The organism is Galbibacter kalidii, assembly GCF_026241135.1.
GTDB lineage: Bacteria > Bacteroidota > Bacteroidia > Flavobacteriales > Flavobacteriaceae > Galbibacter.
In genome coordinates, this window is the sequence record NZ_JAPFGA010000004.1 from 31,653 (window position 1) to 54,863 (window position 23,211).

The 23,211-nt window shown below is 41.2% G+C and carries 22 protein-coding genes; 9 read left to right on the forward strand and 13 right to left on the reverse strand.

Going from position 1 to position 23,211, the window contains the following annotated elements; genetic code table 11:
- The first annotated feature begins 1 nt into the window (after nucleotide 1).
- Entirely contained in the window at nucleotides 2-2,782 is a 2,781-nt protein-coding gene (locus OOZ15_RS05580) for an outer membrane beta-barrel protein (RefSeq protein WP_265954962.1), read from the forward strand.
- 105 nt (nucleotides 2,783-2,887) lie between these two features.
- Here OOZ15_RS05580 and OOZ15_RS05585 read toward each other — a convergent pair whose 3' ends face one another.
- The 5 genes from OOZ15_RS05585 to OOZ15_RS05605 form a co-directional block, all read right to left on the reverse strand.
- Nucleotides 2,888-3,691 carry a TPM domain-containing protein gene (locus tag OOZ15_RS05585; RefSeq protein ID WP_265954963.1) on the reverse strand — a complete coding sequence of 268 codons (804 nt, stop codon included), beginning with the start codon at nucleotides 3,689-3,691 and terminating at the stop codon, nucleotides 2,888-2,890.
- Nucleotide 3,692: 1 nt separating this feature from the next.
- A complete protein-coding gene (locus tag OOZ15_RS05590; protein WP_265954964.1) occupies nucleotides 3,693-4,136 on the reverse strand; it encodes a TPM domain-containing protein in 444 nt (147 codons plus the stop codon).
- A gap of 78 nt (nucleotides 4,137-4,214) precedes the next feature.
- Nucleotides 4,215-4,811: a LemA family protein gene (locus OOZ15_RS05595; protein ID WP_265954965.1), complete on the reverse strand. Its 597-nt coding sequence runs from the start codon at nucleotides 4,809-4,811 to the stop codon at nucleotides 4,215-4,217.
- A gap of 82 nt (nucleotides 4,812-4,893) precedes the next feature.
- Nucleotides 4,894-5,223 (reverse strand): MerR family transcriptional regulator, encoded by a 330-nt coding sequence (locus tag OOZ15_RS05600; protein WP_265954966.1) that lies wholly within the window; start codon nucleotides 5,221-5,223, stop codon nucleotides 4,894-4,896.
- 2 nt (nucleotides 5,224-5,225) lie between these two features.
- Nucleotides 5,226-6,203, reverse strand: a complete 978-nt coding sequence (locus OOZ15_RS05605) for a M23 family metallopeptidase (protein WP_265954967.1) — start codon at nucleotides 6,201-6,203, stop codon at nucleotides 5,226-5,228.
- A gap of 119 nt (nucleotides 6,204-6,322) precedes the next feature.
- Between OOZ15_RS05605 and alaS the strand changes: the two genes are divergently transcribed.
- The 4 genes from alaS to OOZ15_RS05625 all read left to right on the forward strand — a co-directional run bounded on the left by alaS (nucleotide 6,323) and on the right by OOZ15_RS05625 (nucleotide 11,112).
- The gene (alaS, locus tag OOZ15_RS05610) at nucleotides 6,323-8,938 is read left to right on the forward strand and encodes an alanine--tRNA ligase (RefSeq protein WP_265955226.1); all 2,616 of its coding nucleotides are present in this window, start codon (nucleotides 6,323-6,325) and stop codon (nucleotides 8,936-8,938) included.
- A 71-nt stretch (nucleotides 8,939-9,009) separates the two neighbouring features.
- On the forward strand, nucleotides 9,010-9,387 hold the full coding sequence (locus tag OOZ15_RS05615) for a GxxExxY protein (protein WP_265954968.1): 378 nt from the start codon (nucleotides 9,010-9,012) through the stop codon (nucleotides 9,385-9,387).
- Nucleotides 9,388-9,481: 94 nt separating this feature from the next.
- Complete coding sequence (locus OOZ15_RS05620; RefSeq protein ID WP_265954969.1) at nucleotides 9,482-10,486, forward strand: GSCFA domain-containing protein; 1,005 nt, start codon at nucleotides 9,482-9,484, stop codon at nucleotides 10,484-10,486.
- 5 nt (nucleotides 10,487-10,491) lie between these two features.
- Nucleotides 10,492-11,112, forward strand: coding sequence for a DUF4230 domain-containing protein (locus tag OOZ15_RS05625; RefSeq protein ID WP_265954970.1), 621 nt, complete (start codon nucleotides 10,492-10,494; stop codon nucleotides 11,110-11,112).
- A 14-nt stretch (nucleotides 11,113-11,126) separates the two neighbouring features.
- Here OOZ15_RS05625 and OOZ15_RS05630 read toward each other — a convergent pair whose 3' ends face one another.
- The 7 genes from OOZ15_RS05630 to OOZ15_RS05660 all read right to left on the reverse strand — a co-directional run bounded on the left by OOZ15_RS05630 (nucleotide 11,127) and on the right by OOZ15_RS05660 (nucleotide 18,283).
- On the reverse strand, nucleotides 11,127-11,411 hold the full coding sequence (locus OOZ15_RS05630; protein WP_265954971.1) for a type II toxin-antitoxin system RelE/ParE family toxin: 285 nt from the start codon (nucleotides 11,409-11,411) through the stop codon (nucleotides 11,127-11,129).
- Nucleotides 11,408-11,641, reverse strand: coding sequence for a hypothetical protein (locus OOZ15_RS05635; RefSeq protein WP_265954972.1), 234 nt, complete (start codon nucleotides 11,639-11,641; stop codon nucleotides 11,408-11,410). The genes OOZ15_RS05630 and OOZ15_RS05635 overlap by 4 nt, the downstream gene beginning before the upstream one ends.
- 38 nt (nucleotides 11,642-11,679) lie before the next feature.
- A complete protein-coding gene (locus OOZ15_RS05640; protein ID WP_265954973.1) occupies nucleotides 11,680-13,356 on the reverse strand; it encodes an XAC2610-related protein in 1,677 nt (558 codons plus the stop codon).
- A 103-nt stretch (nucleotides 13,357-13,459) separates the two neighbouring features.
- Nucleotides 13,460-15,220: an aromatic amino acid hydroxylase gene (locus OOZ15_RS05645; RefSeq protein WP_265954974.1), complete on the reverse strand. Its 1,761-nt coding sequence runs from the start codon at nucleotides 15,218-15,220 to the stop codon at nucleotides 13,460-13,462.
- A gap of 235 nt (nucleotides 15,221-15,455) precedes the next feature.
- Nucleotides 15,456-16,010, reverse strand: coding sequence for a DUF4136 domain-containing protein (locus tag OOZ15_RS05650; protein WP_265954975.1), 555 nt, complete (start codon nucleotides 16,008-16,010; stop codon nucleotides 15,456-15,458).
- 24 nt (nucleotides 16,011-16,034) lie between these two features.
- A complete protein-coding gene (gene hutU, locus OOZ15_RS05655) occupies nucleotides 16,035-18,101 on the reverse strand; it encodes a urocanate hydratase (protein ID WP_265954976.1) in 2,067 nt (688 codons plus the stop codon).
- Nucleotides 18,102-18,130: 29 nt separating this feature from the next.
- Nucleotides 18,131-18,283 carry a C1orf53 family protein gene (locus OOZ15_RS05660; RefSeq protein WP_265955227.1) on the reverse strand — a complete coding sequence of 51 codons (153 nt, stop codon included), beginning with the start codon at nucleotides 18,281-18,283 and terminating at the stop codon, nucleotides 18,131-18,133.
- Between the two features lie 166 nt (nucleotides 18,284-18,449).
- Here OOZ15_RS05660 and OOZ15_RS05665 point away from each other — a divergent pair, with 166 nt between their 5' ends.
- The 4 genes from OOZ15_RS05665 (at nucleotide 18,450) to hemL (ending at nucleotide 21,844) form a co-directional block, all read left to right on the forward strand.
- On the forward strand, nucleotides 18,450-18,776 hold the full coding sequence (locus OOZ15_RS05665; RefSeq protein WP_265954977.1) for a hypothetical protein: 327 nt from the start codon (nucleotides 18,450-18,452) through the stop codon (nucleotides 18,774-18,776).
- Nucleotides 18,777-18,842: 66 nt separating this feature from the next.
- Entirely contained in the window at nucleotides 18,843-19,739 is an 897-nt protein-coding gene (locus OOZ15_RS05670; protein ID WP_265954978.1) for a 1-aminocyclopropane-1-carboxylate deaminase/D-cysteine desulfhydrase, read from the forward strand.
- Entirely contained in the window at nucleotides 19,739-20,545 is an 807-nt protein-coding gene (locus tag OOZ15_RS05675) for a glucosaminidase domain-containing protein (RefSeq protein WP_416337311.1), read from the forward strand. The genes OOZ15_RS05670 and OOZ15_RS05675 overlap by 1 nt, the downstream gene beginning before the upstream one ends.
- Nucleotides 20,546-20,560: 15 nt before the next feature.
- Nucleotides 20,561-21,844 (forward strand): glutamate-1-semialdehyde 2,1-aminomutase, encoded by a 1,284-nt coding sequence (hemL, locus tag OOZ15_RS05680; RefSeq protein WP_265955229.1) that lies wholly within the window; start codon nucleotides 20,561-20,563, stop codon nucleotides 21,842-21,844.
- 146 nt (nucleotides 21,845-21,990) lie between these two features.
- Here the strand turns inward: hemL and OOZ15_RS05685 are convergent, their stop codons facing one another.
- The gene (locus OOZ15_RS05685) at nucleotides 21,991-22,656 is read right to left on the reverse strand and encodes a PQLLE family protein (RefSeq protein ID WP_265954980.1); all 666 of its coding nucleotides are present in this window, start codon (nucleotides 22,654-22,656) and stop codon (nucleotides 21,991-21,993) included.
- Nucleotides 22,657-23,211 lie beyond the last annotated feature (555 nt).

Genomic DNA, 23,211 nt, shown 5'->3' on the forward strand with positions numbered 1-23,211 from the left:
GATGAAGCACTTACTACCTCTACTGTTTTTTTCCCTCATTATTCAACAAGCAATTAGCGCTCAGGACTATCAAATTATAGGAAAAGTCACCGATGCCGATACCGGTGAACCTATGGAAGCATCGACTGTTTATGTTGAAACCATTCAGGACAGCACCATGGTGTCCTATACAATCTCAGACAAAAGCGGAGCATTTGATCTGGAATTCAAAACCAATCTAAAAAAACTCAACCTTTTTGTGTCCTACAACGGGTATCAGCCTGTACAAAAAGAGATCACTTTAGATCAAAGCGTTATACAACTGGGTAATGTGGCACTGGGCATACAAGCGGAAGAACTGGAAGGGGTAAGTGTAGTGGCCGAACGTGTTCCGATTACGGTTAAAAAAGATACCTTAGAGTTTAATTCCGATTCGTTTAAAACCCGTCCGGATGCCAATGTTGAAGATGTGCTGAAAAAATTACCGGGGGTTGAAATCGATAGCGACGGGAAGATTACCGTAAACGGAAAAGAGGTCAATAAAGTTTTGGTAAACGGACAAGTGTTTTTTAGCGATGACCCCAAAGTGGCTACGAAAACCCTTCCAAAAGAGATTATCAATAAAATACAGATAACAGATACAAAGACCAAAGAACAGGAATTTTCCGGTGAAGCCGGCGATGGCGAAACCAAAACCATCAACCTGACCATCAAAGAGGATAAAAATAAAGGCTATATGGGACGGCTTACGGCCGGCTACGGAACCGATGACCGTTATCAGCTCAGTGGATTACTGAATTATTTTAATGATACCGAACGTATAAGCGTCATGGCAGGAAGGAATAATATCAATAATGCAGGTTTCTCTTTTGATGAGATCTATGATATGGTAGGAAATACCGGACGTAGGGGATTTTCATTCAGTTCCGGCGGAGGTTTTTCTGTTGGCGGATTGTCTTTTGGTTTCGGTCAGGGGATTGTTACCTCTTCAAACCTGGGGGTGAGCTATGCCAATGCTAAAAAAGATGCTTACGAAATAGGCGCCAATTACTTCTTCTCTTATAGTGATTCTTATAACAATGAGAAAAATTCAAGGGAAAATTTATTGCCCGACAATCACTTTTTTACCGATAGTGAAAGTAGTTTTGAAGGATCGACCAGCTCTAACCGGGGTGCGGCAAACTTGGAATTTGATGTTGATGAAACCCTTCGCATCTCCATCGAACCAGAACTGACTGTAAACAGGACCAACTCCATGGATGTGGGGAGTACAGTGACCACAGATGAGTTTGGAGAGCTAATAAACAGTAATGAGACAACCACCTTTTCAGACGGGATGCAGCGTAATTTCCGAAACGAAATGGATATAATGAAAAAACTGGATACATTGGGAAGAATGATTCGATTTGAGTTTTCAAACAATAATAGTGTCAACGAAAGTGTATCCAATTTCAACTCCATCAGAAATGTATATGGGGACAATGCAAGCGAGGAAATATTAGATCAGTTAACAGAATCGGATAATAAAACCGACTCCTATGAATTAGGGGCTTCTTACACGCATCCAATAACCAAGCAGATGAAGGTCGAATTGGAATATGAATTCAGCGATAGTAAAACCCAAAATGTAAAATCGGTTTACGATTTTGAGGCTGAAACAGGCGATTACACTGGATTCAATTCTATATTGAGTTCTGATTTTGTTTTTGAAAACAAACAGCACACACCTTCTGTCTCGCTGAGAAAAGACGGAGAGAAGTTTAATTTCAGGTTAGGGGCTCGTTATATACTAACAGACTTGGATAACGAAGACTTTCTACAGAGCAGTGCGTTTTCAAACAATTATGAAAATTTGTTGTTTAATGGTAGGGTTAGTTATAAACTAGGAAAGAACAAACGCCTTGGTGTTAATTATTGGGCGAGCCTAAATATCCCTTCAGTGAGGCAATTACAACCTATCCCGGATGTTAGTAATCCTTTGAATGTAGTAATCGGAAATCCAGATTTGGCACCAACAGTAAACCAGCGGATCAATTTGAATTATAATGACTATAATTGGAAGGAACGAACAGGCTTTTTCTTATACACTGGCTTTTATGAAGAGAAAGATAAAGTGGTAAGTGTGACCACAACCGATGAAGATTTCTTAAGGACTACAGAATACACCAATGTTAATGGTAATCACAATGCCTATCTGGGGATGAGTTATTCCAAACAAGTTAAAAAGGACAGTACATACACCTTAAAAGCGTCTCTGTCTCCTCGTTTTGAGTATCGAAACCAAGTGAGTTTTAATAATGGTTTAAAACTTGAAGCTAAAACCTATACAATAACGCCAAGAGCAAGTATAACTTTTAATTACAGGGAACTGCTCGAAATTGAACCCGAATATAGTATAACATTTAACAACACAAAATACAATTTAGATGCTTTTGATAACATCAACTATGTAACACACAGAGGGGCATTAAGGACAACAACCTATTGGCCAAACAACCTCATTTGGGGAAATGATATTGTGTATAATTACAACGGAAATGTGGGAGAAAGTTTTGATAAGGATGCGATCTTCTGGAACATGAGCTTAGGGGTGGAATTCCTCAAGAAAAAACTCAATTTTAAGGTAATAGCATACGATCTACTCGATCAAAACATCAACACCCGAAGGACTACCGGTCAGGATTTTATACAGGATTATCAAGGCACGGTTTTACAACGGTATTTTATGGCAAGCCTCACTTTTAAGTTCGATCAATTTGGAGGTTCTGGCGCTCCCGGAAGAGGAGGGTCTCGTTTTAGGTGATTGTAGTTTTGTTAAAGAAAAAAATTATTTTAAATCCTGTTGGGTTCCTACCTGACAGGATTTTGTTTTTTAATAGAAATTGAATTTAAAAACATGGTAAGGTTCTTACCAGCTTCCTCCGGCACCACCACCACTAAAGCCTCCACCGCCAAAGCCACCTCCGAAACCGCCACCAAAGCCACCACCGGATGATCCTCCAAAACCACCACCACCGCCAACGCTGCCACGACCGAGATTGCTTAAAATGATCATGTCCCATATATCGATGCCTCTATTTCTACGGCCTCCTGAGCCGCCACCACGATTGTTTCGGCTTCTGGAAAGGATAATGAGAATAATAAAAAAGAGGATAATGAAAAAGATCATATTACCGCCAATACCTTGTGAGGTTCCTGATGATTTTCGGGTGCCTTTGTATGTGCCGTTAAGCAGTTGGATAATAGCCGTAGTCCCTTTGTCGAGTCCGCTGTAATAATCTCCTTTTTTAAACTCCGGGATGATAATATTCCGGATGATCTCCCCATTAATGCCTGCCGTCAGTTTTTGTTCAACTCCGTATCCGGGAGCGATCCATATTTTGCGTTCTTGTTCTGCGAGCAATATAAAAACCCCGTTATCTTCTTTGGCTTGCCCAATTTTCCAATCGTGTGCCCATCTCGGGGCTAAAAGTCCGATGTTTTCCCCTTTGATGGTCGGAACAATTGCTACAACAATTTGCGTACTGGTGGTATCGGAATAATTGATGAGCTTTCTCTCCAAAGCTGACATTTCCGAAGCGGATAAGATCTTCGCATAATCATAGACACTGGTTTGCTCACTCGGAACAGCAGGGATGTCAAACTGGGCAAAGAGCGTTTGTGAAAAAACACATCCGAGGAATAATAATAAGACCAAGTTTTTTTTCAACATGTTAGCTTTTAGAAATTTCATCAGGGAGTTCGTTGATATCGTTGTGTTGCCATGGAAAGTGTTCTTTTAGTTCTTTTCCGGCCATTAAAATACCTTCGACAAGTCCGTCCTTAAAATGTTTGTTCTGAAAATGTTTTTGAATGATGTCTTTGGTGCTGTTCCAAAAACCGTTGGGCACTACCTTATCGATTCCTTTGTCACCATAAATGGCAAAAGTCCTATCGTTGGTAGCCACATAGATCAATACCCCGTTCTCGTCTTTGGTATTGTCCATTTTCAGCAGGTGAAAAACCTCGAAAGCACGATCAAGCGGGTCTTTTTTACTTGAAGCTTCAATATGAACTCGGATTTCCCCTGAAGTTTCCTTTTCAGCTTTCCTAATGGCCTCTATGATTTCTTCTTCCTCTTTAGCGGAAAGAAATTGTTCTACTTTTGATGCTTTCACACTGATGGATTTATAAGGTTACAGCATAAAGAGCATAACATTGGAAATGTCTTTATGCTCTTCTCTATGTTCTTTTTCTTAAAAATCAAACTCAACGTCTACAGGTTCTTCAGCTCCCGCTTCAGCATCGAAATAAGGTTTGCCTTCAAACTCGAACCAACCGGCCAGTATAACGTTTGGGAATGTTTTTACATGATTGTTATAGGGTCTTATCGCTTCATTAAAACGAGTCCTGGCTGTTTGTATGGTGTTTTCCGTACTGGTCAGTTCGTCTTGTAGCTTGAGAAAATTCTGATTGGCTTTCAGCTCGGGATAACGCTCTACTGTAACCAACAATCGGGACAAAGCACTACTTAACCCGCCTTGAACCTCGTTAAACTGTTGTAATTGTTCCGGGGTGACGTTGGTAGGGTCGATGGTTGTTTGTGTTGCTTTTGCACGGGCTTCAATAACCTCGGTTAAAGTACTTCTCTCGAAGTCGGCAGCACCTTTTACAGTATTTACAAGATTTCCGATAAGGTCGTTTCTGCGTTGGTAAGCAGTTTGTACATTACCCCAGGATTCAGAGACACTTTCGTTTAAATTAATGGCCGTGTTATTGAATCCAACTGCCCATCGGTAAAACCCGAAACCGATAACGACCAATACGATTAATGCGATAATCCACTTTTTCATTTTGCTGTGTGTTTTAAGTTGTATAAAATTAGTGAAATGACTGTGAATGAAGGTCACATGTCAAAGATTTTGATACTAAATACTATAGTTGATCTTTGATCTTTGTGAGCTCAGCTTTCACTCCTTCCAATTTACGAATTATCTCAAAATTTGAAAGGGTTTTTTGCTTTTGTTCTTTTAAGTGAAGTTTAGCACCGTCCAATGTGAATCCACGCTCTTTGACCAAATGGTAGATAAGATTCAGGTTTTTGATGTCTTCTTTTGTAAATTTCCGGTTGCCTTTGGCATTTTTCTTTGGCTTTAAGATGTCAAACTCTTTATCCCAAAAACGGATTAGGGAAGTGTTCACATCAAAAGCCTTGGCAACTTCGCCAATGCTGTAATACAATTTTTCCGGGAGGTCGATATGCATTATTAATCCAGTGATTGGTTTTCCTGTGATGCTACGTGTAACAATGCTTCATATTCTTCAGAAGATAAACTTCCGTAGTAAAAATTGATAGGGTTGATCTTTTGACCGTCTTTCCATACCTCATAGTGTAAATGAGGTGCTTGAGACCTTCCTGTGCTTCCTACAAAACCAATAAGGTCACCACGCTTTACTTTTTGTCCTCTTCGTACTTTGTATTTGCTTAAATGGGCATATAGGCTCATATAACCAAATCCATGATCTATCCTGATATGTTCTCCATATCCGGTTGCTCCGTTGTCGGCACGCTTAACAACACCATCACCGGTGGCATAAATGGGAGTGCCTTTGGGTGAGGTAAAATCCATACCCCAATGCATTTTACGTGCTTTAGTAAACGGGTCTGATCGCCATCCGTATCCTGATGCCATTCGGGTCAAATCCTCATTGCTCACAGGCTGAATGGCTGGAATAGCAGATAGGAATTTCTCTTTTTCTTTGGCAAGTTCAGTAATTTCATCCAGTGATTTGGACTGAACGACTAACCTTTTCTGAATCTGTTCCAGTTTTTTAGTCGTATTGATGATTAAATCGGAATTGTTGAAGCCTTCCATGTTTTTGTATCGGTTGATACCACCAAAACCAGCCATTCTTTGTTCTTCCGGAATAGGACTGGCTTCAAAATACAATCGGTATATGTTGTTATCTCTGTCTTCAATATTGGCCAGTACGTCTTCCATCTGAGACATTTTCTTGTTGAGTAACTCAAATTGGAATTCATAATTCTTTAACTCCCGGGCTTGTGAAAGTTCTTTTGGGGTGTTCACAAGATTAGTGTTTAAAAGAATAAGCAAGCAAATACTGCCAAAAAGGAAGGCAGCCAATAGAAAAAAACTAATGTTAACAGCTTTTTTACCCTTTTTGGGTTCAATACGTCTGTAGGACAATGTATCAGAGTCGTAATAATATTTTACCTTCGCCATTCGTTTAAAAGTTCTATTTTTGCGACATTATATGGTCGTTCGGGTGTTTTTGTGTAACGAACAAATATATAAATTGTTTTTCAGTTAGTGCAATTTTTAGAAAAAGTTAAGATTTTATGATGAAATCGAGAGAGATAAGAAAGCAGTTTTTGCAATTCTTTAAGGAAAAAGGACACGAAATCGTGCCCTCTGCGCCTATGGTAATCAAAGATGATCCTACACTAATGTTTACCAATGCCGGGATGAACCAATTCAAAGAGTATTTCCTTGGCAATAAAAAGCCGAAAAACAAACGCGTTACCGATACCCAAAAATGCCTGCGTGTAAGCGGAAAGCACAACGACCTCGAGGAGGTAGGGAGAGATACCTACCACCATACCATGTTTGAAATGTTGGGGAACTGGAGTTTTGGTGATTATTTTAAAAAGGAAGCTATCACCTGGGCGTGGGAATTGCTTACTGAAGTTTATAAGATCGATAAGGAAATTCTCTACGTAACAGTTTTTGAAGGTGCTGAAGGTGAAGGACTCCCGATGGATCAGGAAGCCTACGATTTTTGGAAGGAAATTGTGCCGGAAGACCGTATCCTGCTCGGAAATAAAAAAGATAATTTCTGGGAGATGGGGGATCAAGGTCCCTGTGGACCGGCATCCGAGATACATGTTGATATCCGTTCCGAAGAAGAAAAGGAAAAGGTTTCCGGAGCCGAATTGGTCAACCAAGACCATCCGCAAGTCGTGGAAATATGGAATTTGGTGTTTATCGATTTCAACAGAAAAGCTGATGGCTCTCTGGAACGTTTGCCCGAAAAACATATAGACACCGGAATGGGCTTTGAGCGCCTTTGTATGGTGTTGCAGGACAAGAAAAGTAACTACGACACGGATGTTTTTACACCTCTTATTCGTGAAATTGAAACGATAACCAATTCCAAATACGACAAAAAGGAAGAGATCGATATTGCCATTCGCGTAATTGCCGATCACGTTCGGGCGGTTTCGTTTGCTATTGCCGACGGGCAATTACCAAGCAATACGGGAGCCGGATATGTGATCAGACGTATTTTGCGCCGTGCTATCCGCTACGGATTTACGTTTTTGGGACAGAAAGAACCGTTTATCTATAAATTGGTCGATACTTTGATCAAACAGCTACACGAATTTTTCCCGGAGCTTCAAAAGGAAAAAAATATTATGGTCAACGTCATCAAGGAAGAGGAACATTCGTTCTTGAGAACATTGGACCAAGGTTTGGTCTTGTTGGATAATATCATCAGCACAAACAAGGGAAAAACCATTCCCGGAAGTAAAGCTTTTGAATTGTATGACACCTATGGATTTCCTATTGATCTAACGGCATTGATCCTCCATGAAAAAGGATATGAACTGGACGAAAAAGGTTTTGAAGAAGAACTGGAAAAACAAAAGAACAGATCCAGGGCAGCTACAAAAGTAGCAACTGGTGATTGGGAAGTCCTGGAGAATGATCCTGTGGAAGAATTTGTGGGCTATGATAGTCTGGAAACCCAGGTGCGTATTACAAGATACCGAAAGGTGGAAAGCAAAAAGGAAGGGGAGATGTATCAGTTGGTTTTCAATATCACGCCTTTTTATGCTGAAGGTGGCGGACAAGTAGGTGACAAAGGTTATTTGGAGTCCCCCAACGGCGATGTGGTTTATATTGTTGACACCAAAAAAGAAAACAACTTAATCATTCACTTCACCAAAAATTTACCGGCGAACTTGAATGATACTTTCAAGGTGGTTGTGGATGAAAAGCAACGAAACAGAACAGCCGCAAACCATACAGCGACACACTTGTTACATCAGGCATTGCGAAGTGTTTTAGGAACACATGTGGAACAAAAAGGAAGCATGGTGCACAGTGGTTATCTGCGATTTGACTTTTCACATTTCAGTAAAGTCACTGCGGAAGAATTGACAGCGATAGAAGATTTTGTAAATGCGAGGATTCGTGAGCAACTTCCGTTACAGGAAAACAGGGCGATTCCATATCAAGAGGCCATCGATCAAGGAGCCATGGCACTATTCGGAGAAAAATATGGTGATTTGGTGCGTACCATCAAGTTTGGGGAGAGTATGGAGCTGTGTGGTGGAACTCATGTAAAAAATACAGGAGATATTTGGCATTTTGTCATAACCGGAGAGAGTGCGGTAGCAGCCGGCGTTAGAAGAATTGAAGCCATTACTTTTGATGCGGCCAAAGCCTATTTTGCTGATCAAGCCGCAGCCTATAAAGAAGTGAAAGCAGCGCTAAAAGGCAATGCAGCCGATCCGTTGAAGGCGATTACCGCTTTACAGGAAGAAAATGCAACATTGAAGAAACAGATCGAACAATTGCTGAAAGATAAAGCCAAAGGACTAAAAACTGAACTGAAAGCACAGTTGGAAGAGGTTAATGGAGTTCGCTTTTTAGCAACAGAAGTCGATTTGGATCAAGGTGGGATAAAAGACCTTGCGTTTGAGTTGGGTAACGAGTTTGATAATTTGTACTTGTTGTTTGGGACAACTCAGAAAGGAAAAGCGATGTTGACGTGTTACATTTCCAAAGGACTGGTGAGTGAAAAGGACTTAAATGCCGGACAGATCGTTCGCGAACTCGGGAAATTGATCCAAGGCGGCGGCGGCGGACAGCCATTTTTTGCTACTGCCGGAGGAAGAAATCCGGAAGGGATTACCGAAGCCTTGAAAAAGGCGAAAGATTATATACAATAAATCAAACTATTCCCTTTCCCCTTTGGGGAGAGGGGAAGACGCTAAGGCGCAGAAAAATAAAAAAAACTGGAATGACAGAAAATGAGATTTCAAAAATAGCGGTTGACTTATGTTATAAAATACATGTAAAGTTAGGTCCGGGGCTTTTGGAATCAGTTTATGAATCTGTTTTGTATTATGAGTTGAACGGGAAAGGGTTGAAAGTTGAAAGACAAAAACCTTTACCTGTTGTATGGGATGATTTAAAAATGGACGTGGGTTTCAGAACTGATTTGATTATTGAGAATAAAGTGATTCTTGAACTTAAATCTGTTGAAACCATAGCGCCGGTTCACCCAAAACAACTGCTTACATACCTAAGATTGACCGATTTAAAATTAGGCTTGTTAATCAATTTTAATGAACCTCTAATCAAAAATGGGATTACGAGAATTGTAAATAATTTATAGAGACCTCAGTGTCTTTTCGAGAAAACAAAAACAGAATGCTTTAGCGTTTTTAGGTTAAAAAATAGCGCTCTCTGCGCCTTAGCGTCTTTGCGAGATGAAACTACAAACCAACATACCACTACACCCGGCAGATAATCAGATAGATTACGGGAGTAGGGTGTGGTTGATGGGTTCCTGTTTTGTTGAAAATATCGGGAACAAATTTCAGTTTTATAAATTTCAAACAACGCTCAATCCGTTTGGGATTATTTTTCATCCCCTGGCGATTCAAAATCTATTGCAACGACTTGCTGATAAAAGGCTTTTCACAGAAGAAGATATTTTTTTTCTGAATGGTCGCTGGCACAGTTTTGAGGTGCATTCGTCTTTGAGTGATGCCTCAAAGGAAAATTTGCTATCGAATTTGAATACGATTGTTCGTGAAACTACCTTTTCCCTTCAAAAAGCTTCTCATGTGGTACTGACCTTAGGTACCGCTTGGGGTTATCGCTACAAAAGAACTGATCAATGGGTGGCCAATTGCCATAAAGTGCCACAAAAGGAGTTTGATAAAGCACTTTTATCGGTAGGTGAAGTGACTGAAACCTTGAAAAGCTGTGTGGCATTGCTTCAAAAGATTAACCCGAAGGCTGAACTTATTTTTACGGTTTCACCGGTTCGGCATATAAAAGACGGTTTTGTGGAAAACACCTTGAGCAAGGCGCATTTAATTTCGGCTGTGCACAATGTGTTACAAAAAAATCCCCCTTCCCTTAGGGGAGGGGTTAGGGGTGGGGCTTACTTCCCCCCTTCGGGGGGATTGAAGGGGGATTATTTCCCCTCCTACGAAATCATGATGGACGAGCTTCGGGATTACCGGTTCTATAATCAGGATATGTTGCATCCCAACGCCACTGCGATCGATTATATCTGGGAGCGTTTCTGTGAAGTATGGGTGTCGCCTTCAGCAGGAAAGACAATGAAGGAAGTTGAGAGTGTTCAAAACGGCTTGTCGCACAAACCTTTCAATCCGGATAGTGAAGAACACCGGCGTTTTTTGGAGAAACTTCAGCAAAAAATTGCGTATCTTTCTAAGCAATATCCTCATATTGAATTCTAACCGTTATGCGAAAAATACTTTTCGGGGTTGTCATCACACTATTGCTTCTATTGGTTTTTCAGTGGTATAAACGCTATGAAGAACGAAATGCCTATTTGGAGGAAAGCACCCAGCTTATTCGTCAGCAGGTAAATAATGTCGGTAAGTTAGTGGTTACCGAAGGACATTTCTCAGAAGTGTACAACTATAAACAATCCGAAAAAATACTGGCTAATTTATGGACTACAGAAAAGCGTGCGTTGGTGGTTGTCAATGCTGATGTGAGTATTGCATACGACCTGAGCAAGCTTGAGTTTGAGATCGACGAAGAAAACAAAACACTATACATCACCACTATTCCCGAACCGGAATTAAAAATTGCACCCGACCTTAAATATTATGACATTTCCAGTGATTATTTGAACCCTTTCAACGCCGATGATTTTAACAAGATCAAAAGTAATGTGATGAAATCGGTTAGGGGTAAAATTGACCGTTCCGGATTGAAAGAAAATGCTGGAAACAGATTGATAAGTGAGCTGTCAAAATTTTATATCCTTACCAACTCTTTGGGATGGAAGTTGGTTTATAATCAACAGGAAATAAATTCCTCAGGGAGTTTTGAGACGTTAAAGTGGAAGGATTGATTTTGTTGGCATGTTTATCTTATTGATTTACTTCGATTATCAAAGAAAAAGAGTAGTTCTATAGTTTCTGAAGTTTTATCTACACGATAAAAAAGGCTAACATTTTTATGGATAAATCCCTTTCGAATATCGTTTTTGTTAGAAGATTTGAATTGAAATGGGTTGTTTTTGATTTGTTCTAAGGTGTCGCTAGTTAATTGGTAGAAATCTTGTATCTGTTTTTCTCCCCAATTAATTTCCAAGAAATCAAGAATTTTGGAAAAACTCTTTACGGCATTTTCAGACCATATTATTTTCACAGTCCGACACGCTTTTTTATGTCTGACATTACCTCTTCGTGACTGCGTACTCTCCCTTCCTCAATATCCTTGAGGCCTTGCTGAATCCCTTCTTTTTCCTCTTTGGAAAGCTCGTCCCACCAATCTTTTGAAGTAGAGTCTCTCAAATATTTTAATAGATTGATGGTTGATATGTCATTTAAAGAAGCGATCCATTCAATCAATCTGTTCTTTTCTGCTTGTACATCCATAATAAACAAATTTAGGAAAATTAATGATAGATGTCTATTTATTTCCCAATTCTCTCCTTAACCCAAGTCAGGAATTCATTCTTAAAATCCCTGTTATTCCACTTGACATCCTTGGCGATATCGTCTTGTTTTTCAACTACAGCTTTGTTTTGGATCTTTTGGTAATGAATGATGGGCTTTTCACCGGAATGGGAGCTCCAATAGATGTCTTTAAACAATATTTGTCCATTATTACCCAGATGCAAAATACTGGCACTATAATCGTTTTGTCCGATTTGTGAGGTGTAGATAGCCGTTTTACTGTCTTTGTCAAGTAGAATACGGGCTGCCATAGACGGACCTGAAAAATCAGGGTTCTTCTCAAAGGTCTTTTGACCCGGATTATATAAATAAACCACAAAAGTAGTATTGCGGTTGAGGTCATAACCATCAGGGAAACTCAGGTCTGTATGTCCATCGAAATTGATGTCGAAGTCCGCCGGTTTAAAATCTTGTTGAGAGAGCGACGATATTTCAACAGATTTTTTGATGGGGGATAAAGGCGCTTCAAATATAAATCGATGACCGTTAGCTGTAACAAGTTCTCTTTTGGAAATGGAAACGTTGATGGTCTTCGGATCGGCATTGGTTTTTCGGGTGTATCGAACTGAATATTGCCATGCAGCATCCATTCCGTTGATGTCGAATGACTTGCTGTGTACTTTAAACGTACTGTCAACAAGGCTTTTGTTGTACAAGGCGCGGGTTTCTTTTGAAGTGAGTGTATCGGTAGAAATCAAAGAGAACTTGAATTCTTTGTTGTAGCTATAGGTTGTCATAATAGAGTCCGTGATATATTCCACTACATGTTTGGAGTCTTTGGACAGGGTTTCTACTACTTTGGTTTGTTTAAAAAGAGAATCGTTTATGAATTCGCTATAATGCTCAGTTCTTGATTTGGCATTTTCTTCAATACCACTAAGGGTAATATTAGTATAAACCCGTGTGGTATCTTTGATGATCAGTTTATGAAGGAGGCTACTGTCAGAAACAAAATAAAAAGTATTCAGGGCCGTAGCGTTTTTAATGTTCAGCAAGCCGTCGGAAGCATATATTCTTTGTCCGTTGGAAAGCGTGTCCAATAGGACATCACCGATAATCTGTTTATCTTTTCTGATATTGAAGAATCTTTTTTGGTTTTCAATATTGTGAACAAACTTCTTTTTGCTGAGCAGATTGAAATAAAAATTTGCCGTCTGTTCCGATTCTTCAAAAGAAACCGGTTGAACATTAAAATTGATATTGTAGGCTTTGAAAGCGGCGTTTTCGGAATCGTTGCAATAGACTTTATAGCGGTTGTTGCTCAATTTGTCGATTCTGAAAACAGTTCCCCTGATTTTCGAAATAACGGTTTTATTGTCTTTTATTACCGCCGTTTCTTTGAATTCCTGTAGACTGTTATTGCGTTTGGTCTTTCCGTATAAACCCATGGCAATAAATGCAGAATCGGCAGGCCGTACTATTTTCGCCTTGTAAAAAACAGAATCGTTACCCGAAAGTCTGTTGTTGTGTCTCCGTAGTGAATTTTTGATGAGTTCTTCATCTGATATTTGCACCTCTTTCTCTTTCAGCTTTAAAGAGTCGGCTGTAGAAGTACCTGAATCACTGTTCTTGTTATCGTTCTTACACGATATGAGAGCGATCAAGAAACCTATGATAAGAAAGTATTTTTTCAACGTATTCAGAATTGGGTTGGGTTAAAAATATGAAATCTTTTATTACTAACGTGTGCTAAAAACATAAAGTGTAGTGAGTGTTAAACTTTTTAGTTTCACATTATCACGCTTTTACAATTTCACCATTTACAAGGTCAATCCCGTTGTCAATAAGGTGTCCGGCTTTGGGGTTGTTCTGCTTTACGCTTTCCAGATGAGCTGTAATTTCATCAGCAAAATCATCATCGCCGTTGCTTTTGGCGAGTTCATACAACTCTACCGACAGTAACCAATCCTCTGGATAATATTCCATGAGTTGCTCAAAGACTTTATGTCGTGAAATGGTCCTGTTTTTTCCTTCCCTAAAATCCCTGACTTGTTTGTACAGGGCTTCCAGTTTTTTGGTATGCGGATTTTTCTTCGGTTTGATGGTTGTTTCTGAAGGCGTATGCGTTACCATATCATAACTATTCACATCCGCAGGGCCACTGTATGCGGAAACAACGCCTTTCCCTACGGCCAGGTTGTAAACACCCCATTCCGGTTGGAAGAGAACGGTATCATTGTGGGTCACCGTACAGTTTTTTATGCTGATAAGGATAATTTTCCCCATTAAATTCCGTGTACCGGTAATAATGGTTCCTGAAACTGTGATGTTACCTTCAAATTCCAATGTGACTTTGTGTTCTTCGTAGATGTTGTAGGCTTTTAGGTCACGCGGGCTCATATCTTCAATAGCGAGATTGATGCCTTTGAGTTTACCAACAGGGCTTCCGAATCCGTCCGGATGTTGTTCTATTCCGTGGCCTACCAATTCCTTTCCTCGGTATGAAAGCGCTGTAGCATCTTTGGTTTGAAAATAAACCACTTTTCCATCATCGGCAATCACATCAGAAAAGACACCTGAAACTTGTATGCCGGTACTCAATTCAATAGTACCCAAGGCGTTGGAAGCAATGAGTTTTTCTATGCCTTCGAGCCCTCCTTTCCGCAGGGCCATACCGTTGGCAAATTCTTCAAGGATAAGACTGAGGTGTGCAAAATCGGGGGTTACATACAGTTGAGGTTGTGGTTTGGTGATGTCAAAATCCTGATAAGTTGCATCGATAGCGTATGGTATTTTTTTTACCTGATCGGTCATGCACCATTTGCTTTCCCCGATGGAAGACAACAATCCGGCTCCATAGATCTTCGGGTCTTCAATATCGCCTATCAGTCCGTATTCCACGGTCCACCAATGCAGGTTTCGAATCAGAGCCATTTCACTGGGTTCCCCCATATTTTGTTGAAGTTCGTCTACCTTTTTTTCGGCTTTTTCAATTTCTTCTTCGGAAGTGCCTTCAGCCTCTTTTATGATGGAAAGATGGCGAATGGCTTCATACATTTCATAATCTTTGGCGCTGGAGATGGACTTACAGCCTATTTCCCCAAAGCGTCTCAAGTACTCGGCATATTCCGGATTGGCAATAATAGGGGCGTGTCCTGCACCTTCGTGGATAATGTCCGGTGCCGGGGTGTATTCTATATTTTCAAGTTGACGGATATCAGAAGCAATCACTAAAACATTGTATGCCTGAAACTCCATAAACGCATTGGGTGGAATAAAGCCATCAACAGCAACGGCTGCCCATCCGATGTCTTTCAATATTCGGTTCATTCCGTACATATCGGGAATATGATTGATGGAAATCCCCGTTTTTTTCAAGCCTTCAACATAAGAATGGTGTGCTACCTTACTGAGATAAGCTACGTTTTTACGCATCACATAGCGCCAAACAGCTTGGTTTATCGGAGTGTATTCGTTGTAGTTTTGTGGTTTGATAAACTGTTTTAGATGTTTGGGCAAACGATCTAATAGTGGATTACTTTCGTATGTATTTTGCATAAAAAAGGTTTTTTGCATCAATAAAGATACAAAAAACCTATGGTTCTATTATGCGAAATGAGTTATAAAGAAGTAGGTGTTTTTCTTGAAAATTTCAAGTACCAAATCTCATTTGTTGTACCCATATCGAGTTGCTCTCCTCCTTTGGAGGGATTGGGGGAGGGTAATTCAATTTTATATCACCCTCCGACTCTCCCAAAGGGGGGAGGGAAAGATCCTGATTTCGGACTTCCAACTATCTTACAGCTACACTAGTAGCCATAGGAGGGAACTTAGCAAGAATTTCCTTTACAAACTCATGGATACGTTCTTCTTTTTTGGTAATGTCTCCATTGGTGATCAAATGTCCGGTTCCTTTACCTTGCCATACCAATTCTTTGGCTCCGGCATCAATTAGGTCAATGTATAGCGAACCTTCGGTTTGTGTGGATACGTTGTTATAGCCATAACCGCCCCAAAACGGAGATCTGTACCAGCCCCATCCCCATCCCATGTTATTGTACACGGAAACACGGTCTACTTCGGTAGTAAAGATGCTTACCAAAATATCAGGATTTTCAGAAAGTTGATAACCTCTCGCCGTTAATTCATATTGAATGGAACGCAGGATTCTCTTTTTATCCAAATCGGAAATGTCGGCCTTATCGATACCGGGCTTGTAGAAAGCAAAGGTCTTGTACTTTCCGAAGTCTACTTTTCTGTCGTAATCTGTAGCCACTCGCACTGATGTACATGCACCCATCATTAATGCGATGACCAAGATGCCGGTAAGTTGTTTAATAATTTTCATCTGTATGATTTTTTGAGTTATTCCTTATATATTATTCAGCAAACTATCGTCCACATCGTTTGGCAAAGTGACTTTAAGTTCCGGTGTGGCCTTCATGGCGCGTTTAATGGCAAAAACAGCTTCTTCATTTCTTGCCCAGCTTCTTCTGGCGATACCGTTGTTAACATCCCAAAACAACATCGATTGTAAACGTTGACTTGCTTCTTTAGTACCATCAAGAATCATGCCGAATCCACCGTTTATCACCTCTCCCCATCCAACACCACCACCGTTGTGGATGCTTACCCAGCTGGCGCCTCTAAAACTATCACCAATAACGTTATGGATGGCCATATCTGCTGTAAAACGAGAACCGTCATAGATGTTGGAAGTTTCCCGATATGGGGAATCTGTTCCACTCACATCGTGATGATCTCTACCTAAAATTACGAAACCTATTTCATTTTCGGAAATAGCTTTATTAAAAGCTTCAGCAATCTTCATTCTTCCTTCAGCATCGGCATAGAGGATTCGGGCTTGAGAGCCTACCACCAGCTTATTTTGCTGTGCTGCTTTGATCCACTGAATATTGTCTTCCAGCTGTTTTTGAATTTCACCAGGGGCTGTTTCTTTGATTTTTTCAAGTATCTGACAAGCAATTTCATCGGTTTTTTGGAGGTCTTCAGGATTTCCACTGGCACAAACCCAACGGAAAGGGCCAAAGCCGTAGTCAAAACACATAGGGCCCATGATGTCTTGTACGTAGCTTGGATAAGCCCATCCCCCAACCCCTTCCCCAGAGGAAGGGGAGCTTATAAAATTACCATCTTTGTCTTTGTAGATTTTAGCTCCGGCACGGGAGGCTTCGAGTAGGAAAGCATTTCCATAGTCAAAGAAATACGTTCCTTTTTCAGTATGTTTATTGATGGCTGAAGCATGTTGCCGTAAACTTTCCTGAACCTTTTCCTTAAATTTTTCAGGATTATCCGCCATCATTTGTTGGGCTTCTTCAAAAGAAAGTCCTGCAGGATAGTACCCGCCTGCCCACGGATTGTGTAGTGAAGTTTGATCGGATCCAAGGTCGATATGGATATTCTCTTTGTCAAAAGCTTCCCAGACATCTACCACATTTCCGGCATAGGCAATAGATACGGTTTCTTTGTTCTTTTGTGCAGTTCTGACGCGTTGTGCCAATTCGCTGAGGTCGGATATCACTTCATCGACCCAGCCTTGTGAATGTCGGGTTTCGATAGCTTTTGGGTTGACTTCCGCACAGACGGTAATACATCCGGCGATATTTCCGGCCTTGGGTTGCGCCCCACTCATTCCACCCAGTCCGGAAGTGACAAAAAGAGCCCCGCCCCCTAGCCCCCTCCCCGAAGGGTTGGGGGAACTTTTACTAGTTTTGCGTAAGGCATTCAAAACGGTTATAGTCGTTCCATGTACGATACCTTGCGGACCGATATACATATAACTTCCGGCAGTCATTTGCCCGTATTGTGTCACGCCGAGGGCATTGAACTTTTCCCAATCATCCTGTTTGGAATAGTTGGGGATCATCATTCCGTTGGTAACCACGACCCTGGGGGCATTTTTATTGGATGGAAATAGCCCAAGCGGATGTCCGCTATACATCACCAGTGTTTGTTCGTCACTCATTTCAGCTAAATATTTCATTGTAAGCCTGTATTGTGCCCAGTTTTGAAAAACAGCCCCGTTTCCGCCGTAAGTGATCAATTCATATGGGTGTTGTGCTACCTTGGGGTCCAGATTGTTCATGATCATGAGCATGATCGCCGCTGCATGTTTCGATCTTGCAGGATAGTCATCAATCGGCCTGGCATACATTTCATAATTCGGACGATAACGATACATATAGATACGTCCGTAGGTGTCGAGTTCTTCTTTAAATTCAGGAATCAATTCCTGATGCAAGCTTTTGTCAAAATACCGAAGCGCATTTCGCAGCGCCAATTTTTTCTCCTCATCAGTTAGAATATCTTTCCTTTTGGGTGCGTGATTCACCGTTTTGTCATAAGGTTTTGCCTTCGGAAGTTCGTTGGGAATACCTTCAAGGAGTTGTGATGTAAATATATTTTGTGTGTCGATCATATCTTGATTTGTATTGAATGTCTTGTGGCTTAGTTTCGTTTTCTGTCAAATCCGTAGGGACAGTGTTTGCATCCGCTTTCACAGCAGTATCCTCTCTTCAGGTGGTACTGTGCCGTAAAGACGCGATATCCCTCGGGGGAAAGATAAAAATCGCCCTCTTCAGGGGGAATTATTTTCTTCATCATTTTTTTATATGTTAAATATCCCGCTATCTTTACAAAAATACGTGAAATTATTTCACTCATGTATTTCCCTGAGGTGAAACTGGAATTTGTATTTTTTGTTACGGATTTTAGTTTCTACTGAAGAAAGGTAAAATAAAACAACGCCCCAACGATTAAGACAGCTATGATTCTGATTTTTAAATACATTTTGCCCAAACGCTATGTGGGGTTAACGCTCTGGCCCTTAATTATTTTGAGGGATGATGAGCTGAAGGACGATACTATTTTGATCAACCATGAAAAAATCCATTTAAGACAGCAAATGGAACTATTGGTGCTGCCATTTTTTCTCATTTATTTTATGGAATGGCTGATAGGGATTTTCAGGTATTGGAATCTGAATATGGCCTATCGGAATATCAGTTTTGAGCGGGAAGCCTATCAAAACGAATGGAACCCGGACTACCTGAATGAACGTTCCTCATGGAGTTCTTTTAAGTATATGTTTTAAATCAGAATGCAATGAGGCAGCCTGCAATCACTTAAATTTTGAATATTAAACCTTGAATTTTAAGCTTTGCACAATCAAGAGATTTTTCTGAAGGCAATCGCCCATACTTCAATCCGACTTTTTATCAAGCGGGAGGACTTGATCCATCCTTTTATCTCCGGAAATAAATACCGAAAACTGAAATACAATTTGATTGAAGCCCAAAAGCAGGAGCACGACAAAATGCTGACTTTTGGCGGGGCTTTTTCAAATCACATTGCAGCTACCGCCTATGCCGGTTTTGAGGCCGGATTGCAAACCATAGGTGTTATCCGTGGGGAAGAACTGGAAGGTGAGATCGACAACAATCCAACCCTGTCCTTTGCTAAAAAACACGGAATGCAATTCAAATTTGTTTCCAGAAGTAACTATCGCAATAAAAATTCCGAGGAATTTTTGAAAAGTTTGAAAGCCGAATGGGGTGATTTCTACCTTGTTCCCGAAGGAGGAACAAACGCCTTGGCGGTCAAGGGATGTGAAGAAATTCTAGGTGAAGAGGATACCGATTTTGATTATGTATGCACGAGTGTTGGGACGGGTGGCACCATCTCCGGACTTGTTAATTGTTCACAACTCCGTCAACAAGTTTTGGGGTTTCCCGCCCTGAAAGGGGATTTTTTACAAGATGAAATACGTAAATTTGTGCGCAAAGATAACTGGGAACTGGTTTCCGATTATCATTTCGGGGGCTATGCCAAGATCAATAAGGAGTTGATAGATTTTATCAACGGTTTTAAAAAGGAAACGGGCATTCCATTAGACCCTGTTTATACCGGAAAAATGATGTTCGGCATAATAGAAATGATAAAAAACGGTTATTTTAAGGAAGAAACCAGGATTTTGGCCATCCATACAGGGGGACTGCAAGGAATTTTGGGGATGAACCAACGTTTAAAACAAAAGAATTTACCATTAATACAATGATGTTAAAGCGTATAATTGTAGCATTTCTTGTCTTGTTTTTAGTGAGTTGTGGGGCAAAAAAAAGAGCAGCTTCAACTAAAAAAGACCGACGAAGTGAAACTGTAGAAAACACACGAACACCTTCAGGGAACGACCGAAAACGATCCACAGAAACTTTAGAATCCACATCCAGAGCAACAGTCTACACTGAAACCGTCGAAGAATACATCGCAGTGTACAGTCCGATAGCGGAAAGGCAGATGAAAAACTACGGAATTCCGGCCAGTATCATTTTGGCACAGGGTATTCTGGAAAGTGGTTCCGGAAAAGGGGAGTTGGTGCGGAAAGCGAATAACCACTTCGGAATAAAATGCCATAGTGGATGGACAGGAGCTAAAGCCTATCACGACGACGACCGTCGCGGGGAGTGTTTCAGAAAATACAGACATCCTGAGCTTTCCTATCATGATCATTCTGAGTTTTTAAGTACGCGAGGCCGTTATAGCTTTTTGTTCGATCTCAGAAAAGACGATTACAAAGGATGGGCACGCGGACTGCGATCTGCCGGATATGCGACAGACAGGCGTTATCCCCAAAAGCTGATTACGTTAATCGAACGCTATCAACTGTATAAATATGATGACAAGGTGTTGGGGAATAGGCGATCGCGAGTCAGGGAAGCGAGACAAAATACTTATGTAGTTTCAAAAGGAGATACGCTTTATTCCATTTCCAGACGACACAATGTTTCGGTAGAATCGATCAAGCGCCGAAACGGATTAAAAGACAACAATATAAAAATAGGACAGGTGTTATACCTTAACTAAAAGTAATACATGATGATGCAATATAAACGAAGCAGTGCACTTTTTGCAGAAGCGTCCAAATACATTCCCGGCGGAGTAAATTCTCCGGTGAGGGCTTTTAAAGCTGTGGGAGGAACGCCCATATTTGTAAAAGAAGCAAAGGGAGCGTATTTGTATGATGAAGACGGAAATAAACTGATAGACTACATCGCTTCGTGGGGACCGATGATTCTGGGGCATGCATTTCAACCTGTGGTGGATGCCGTTGTGGAAAAAACAAAACAAGGGACCTCTTTCGGGACACCTACGGAAATAGAAACGGAGATTGCAAAGCTGGCCGTTTCCATGGTGCCCAATATCGATAAGATCCGTTTTGTGAACAGTGGGACTGAGGCCTGTATGAGTGCCGTGCGTTTGGCACGTGGATTCACGGGCAAAGAGAAAATTATCAAATTTTCGGGTTGTTACCACGGGCATTCTGATTCTTTTTTGATACAAGCGGGAAGCGGAGCCGTTACTTTCGGGAGTCCGAATAGTCCCGGGGTGACTCAGGGAACTGCAAAAGACACCTTGTTGGCTGACTATAATAACCTGGAAAGTGTAAAAGCGCTGATTGAAGCTAATAAAGGTGAGATCGCGACTATTATTTTGGAGCCGGTTCCCGGGAATATGGGTTGTATTATCCCTAAAAAAGGTTTTTTGGAAGGCTTGAGAGCACTTTGTGATGAAAATGGCATCCTACTTATTTTTGATGAGGTGATGACCGGTTTCCGTTTGGCAAAAGGCGGGGCACAGGAATTCTTGAATATAAAAGCCGATATCGTGACCTTTGGAAAAGTAATTGGCGGCGGATTGCCCGTAGGGGCTTTTGCGGCGCGTGATGAGATCATGAACCATTTGGCGCCACTCGGACCGGTGTATCAAGCCGGAACCCTGAGCGGGAATCCTCTAGCGATGGCTGCCGGACTCACCATGCTGAAATATCTGGATCAAAATGAAATAGTGTTTAAAAGTCTGGAAGATAAAACCTCCTATTTGCACGACGGGCTTGAGCGAGTGCTGAGCGAAACAGACCTTACCTATACCATCAACCGATTGGGCTCTATGATCTCGGTACACTTTACCGATGAGGTCTATGATTTCAAAACTTCGGCAAAAGGAAACAACGAAACCTTTAAAAAGTTCTTCCACGGCATGCTGAACGAAGGGGTGTATCTCCCACCAAGTGCTTTTGAAACTTGGTTTTTAAACGATGCACTGACTTATGAAGATTTGGATGATACCATAGCCGCAGTAGAGAAAGTGGTGGGGGAGTTGTAGGTTTGGGCTAACGGTTTTATATAATTATTGTGGCATCTGAGCCCATTCAAAAAAACATCCCCCTCCTCGCACTGGCTGGCTCCATCGCTAAAAAGGTACACTGTACCTTTTTTTAACGCTCGACCCTCCCTTCAAAGGGATAATTTTCAACTCCTCCTAAAAAGTCCAACAGCTTCGAGGAGTTGTGGGTGGGACTGTAGGGCGATGGAGGCCATGGAGTAGAAATCGCGCATCCAGTCTTCGAGGGTACCAAGGGCGGTGTCTTTTTGTTTGGTGGCGTCCTGGCTTTCTCCTTCTTCACGGGCGTATTCGGCGCGGGCGGACTTGGTTTGCTGGATGAGCTGTTGTGCTTGGGTGAGTTCTTCTGCGGTCATATTGTAGGTGAGCAGTTGGTTTTTGATGTCTTGGTTGACGGCTTCGTTGAGGGTGGCGTAAAACTGTTCGATCTGTTGGATAAGGTTATGGTAGGCTGTGGGTTTTGCGCTTACTACCTGAAGTTTTGCCAGTATGACGGGTTGGTCGCGGAACTTCGCCTTGGCTTTATTGCGGTGTTCGCCGTAAAGGTCCTGTAATTCTTCGTAGTGTTTACTGAAAACCTGATAGGCATCCCGGGTTTCGCGGTCTTCTTGTTTGTTGTGCTGCCATATTTGTATGGCCTGGTCGTAGAGCGCTTGTCCTTCGGACAGCTTTTCGGCATCATAGCCGTATTTGGCGATTTGGGTTTTGATTTCCGGTTGTGCCTGTGCGTTGGTCAGGGCGGTTTGCCATTGTTCCAGCATGGCGGTTTCTGATTTTTTTGATGTTAAACTCATATTTATACATTTTTAATTAAGTTCGGTTGGGTCAATTCCTGTTCCGGGAGGATTGAATCGTGTTCCGACTGGTTCAAGTTCTATTCCGACAGGATCGAATTGCATTCCGATAGATTAAAGTTCTGTTCCGGCACGTTCAAATCGTGTTCCGATAGGCTTAAGTTGCGTTCCGACACGTTCAAGTTCTATTCCGATACGTTCGAATTGCATTCCGACAGGTTAAATTCCTATTCCGATTACTAATTTCAGTGTTTATTTCCTCTAAACTATACTTTTGAGCATTAAAAACAGAATTTTTGTTGTGAAATGTGAATCTTGTGGTGAAAATAAGTTTTATCGATGTATTTAGGTTACAAGCTGTTATTTTGATTAAGTTTTTTTGCTCGCCCGCCGGCTGGCCCATTCACTAAATTAGTCCACCGGACTAATTCTTAACGCTCTGTCCTGGTGCGAAAATTTATTTTTTGTGAAGTGTATGTAGGTTATGTGGGGGGTGTTTGGAATGGGCTTGGGATGTGCTTTTTATGAAGTGATAGGCTTTATTGCTTTGTTTAA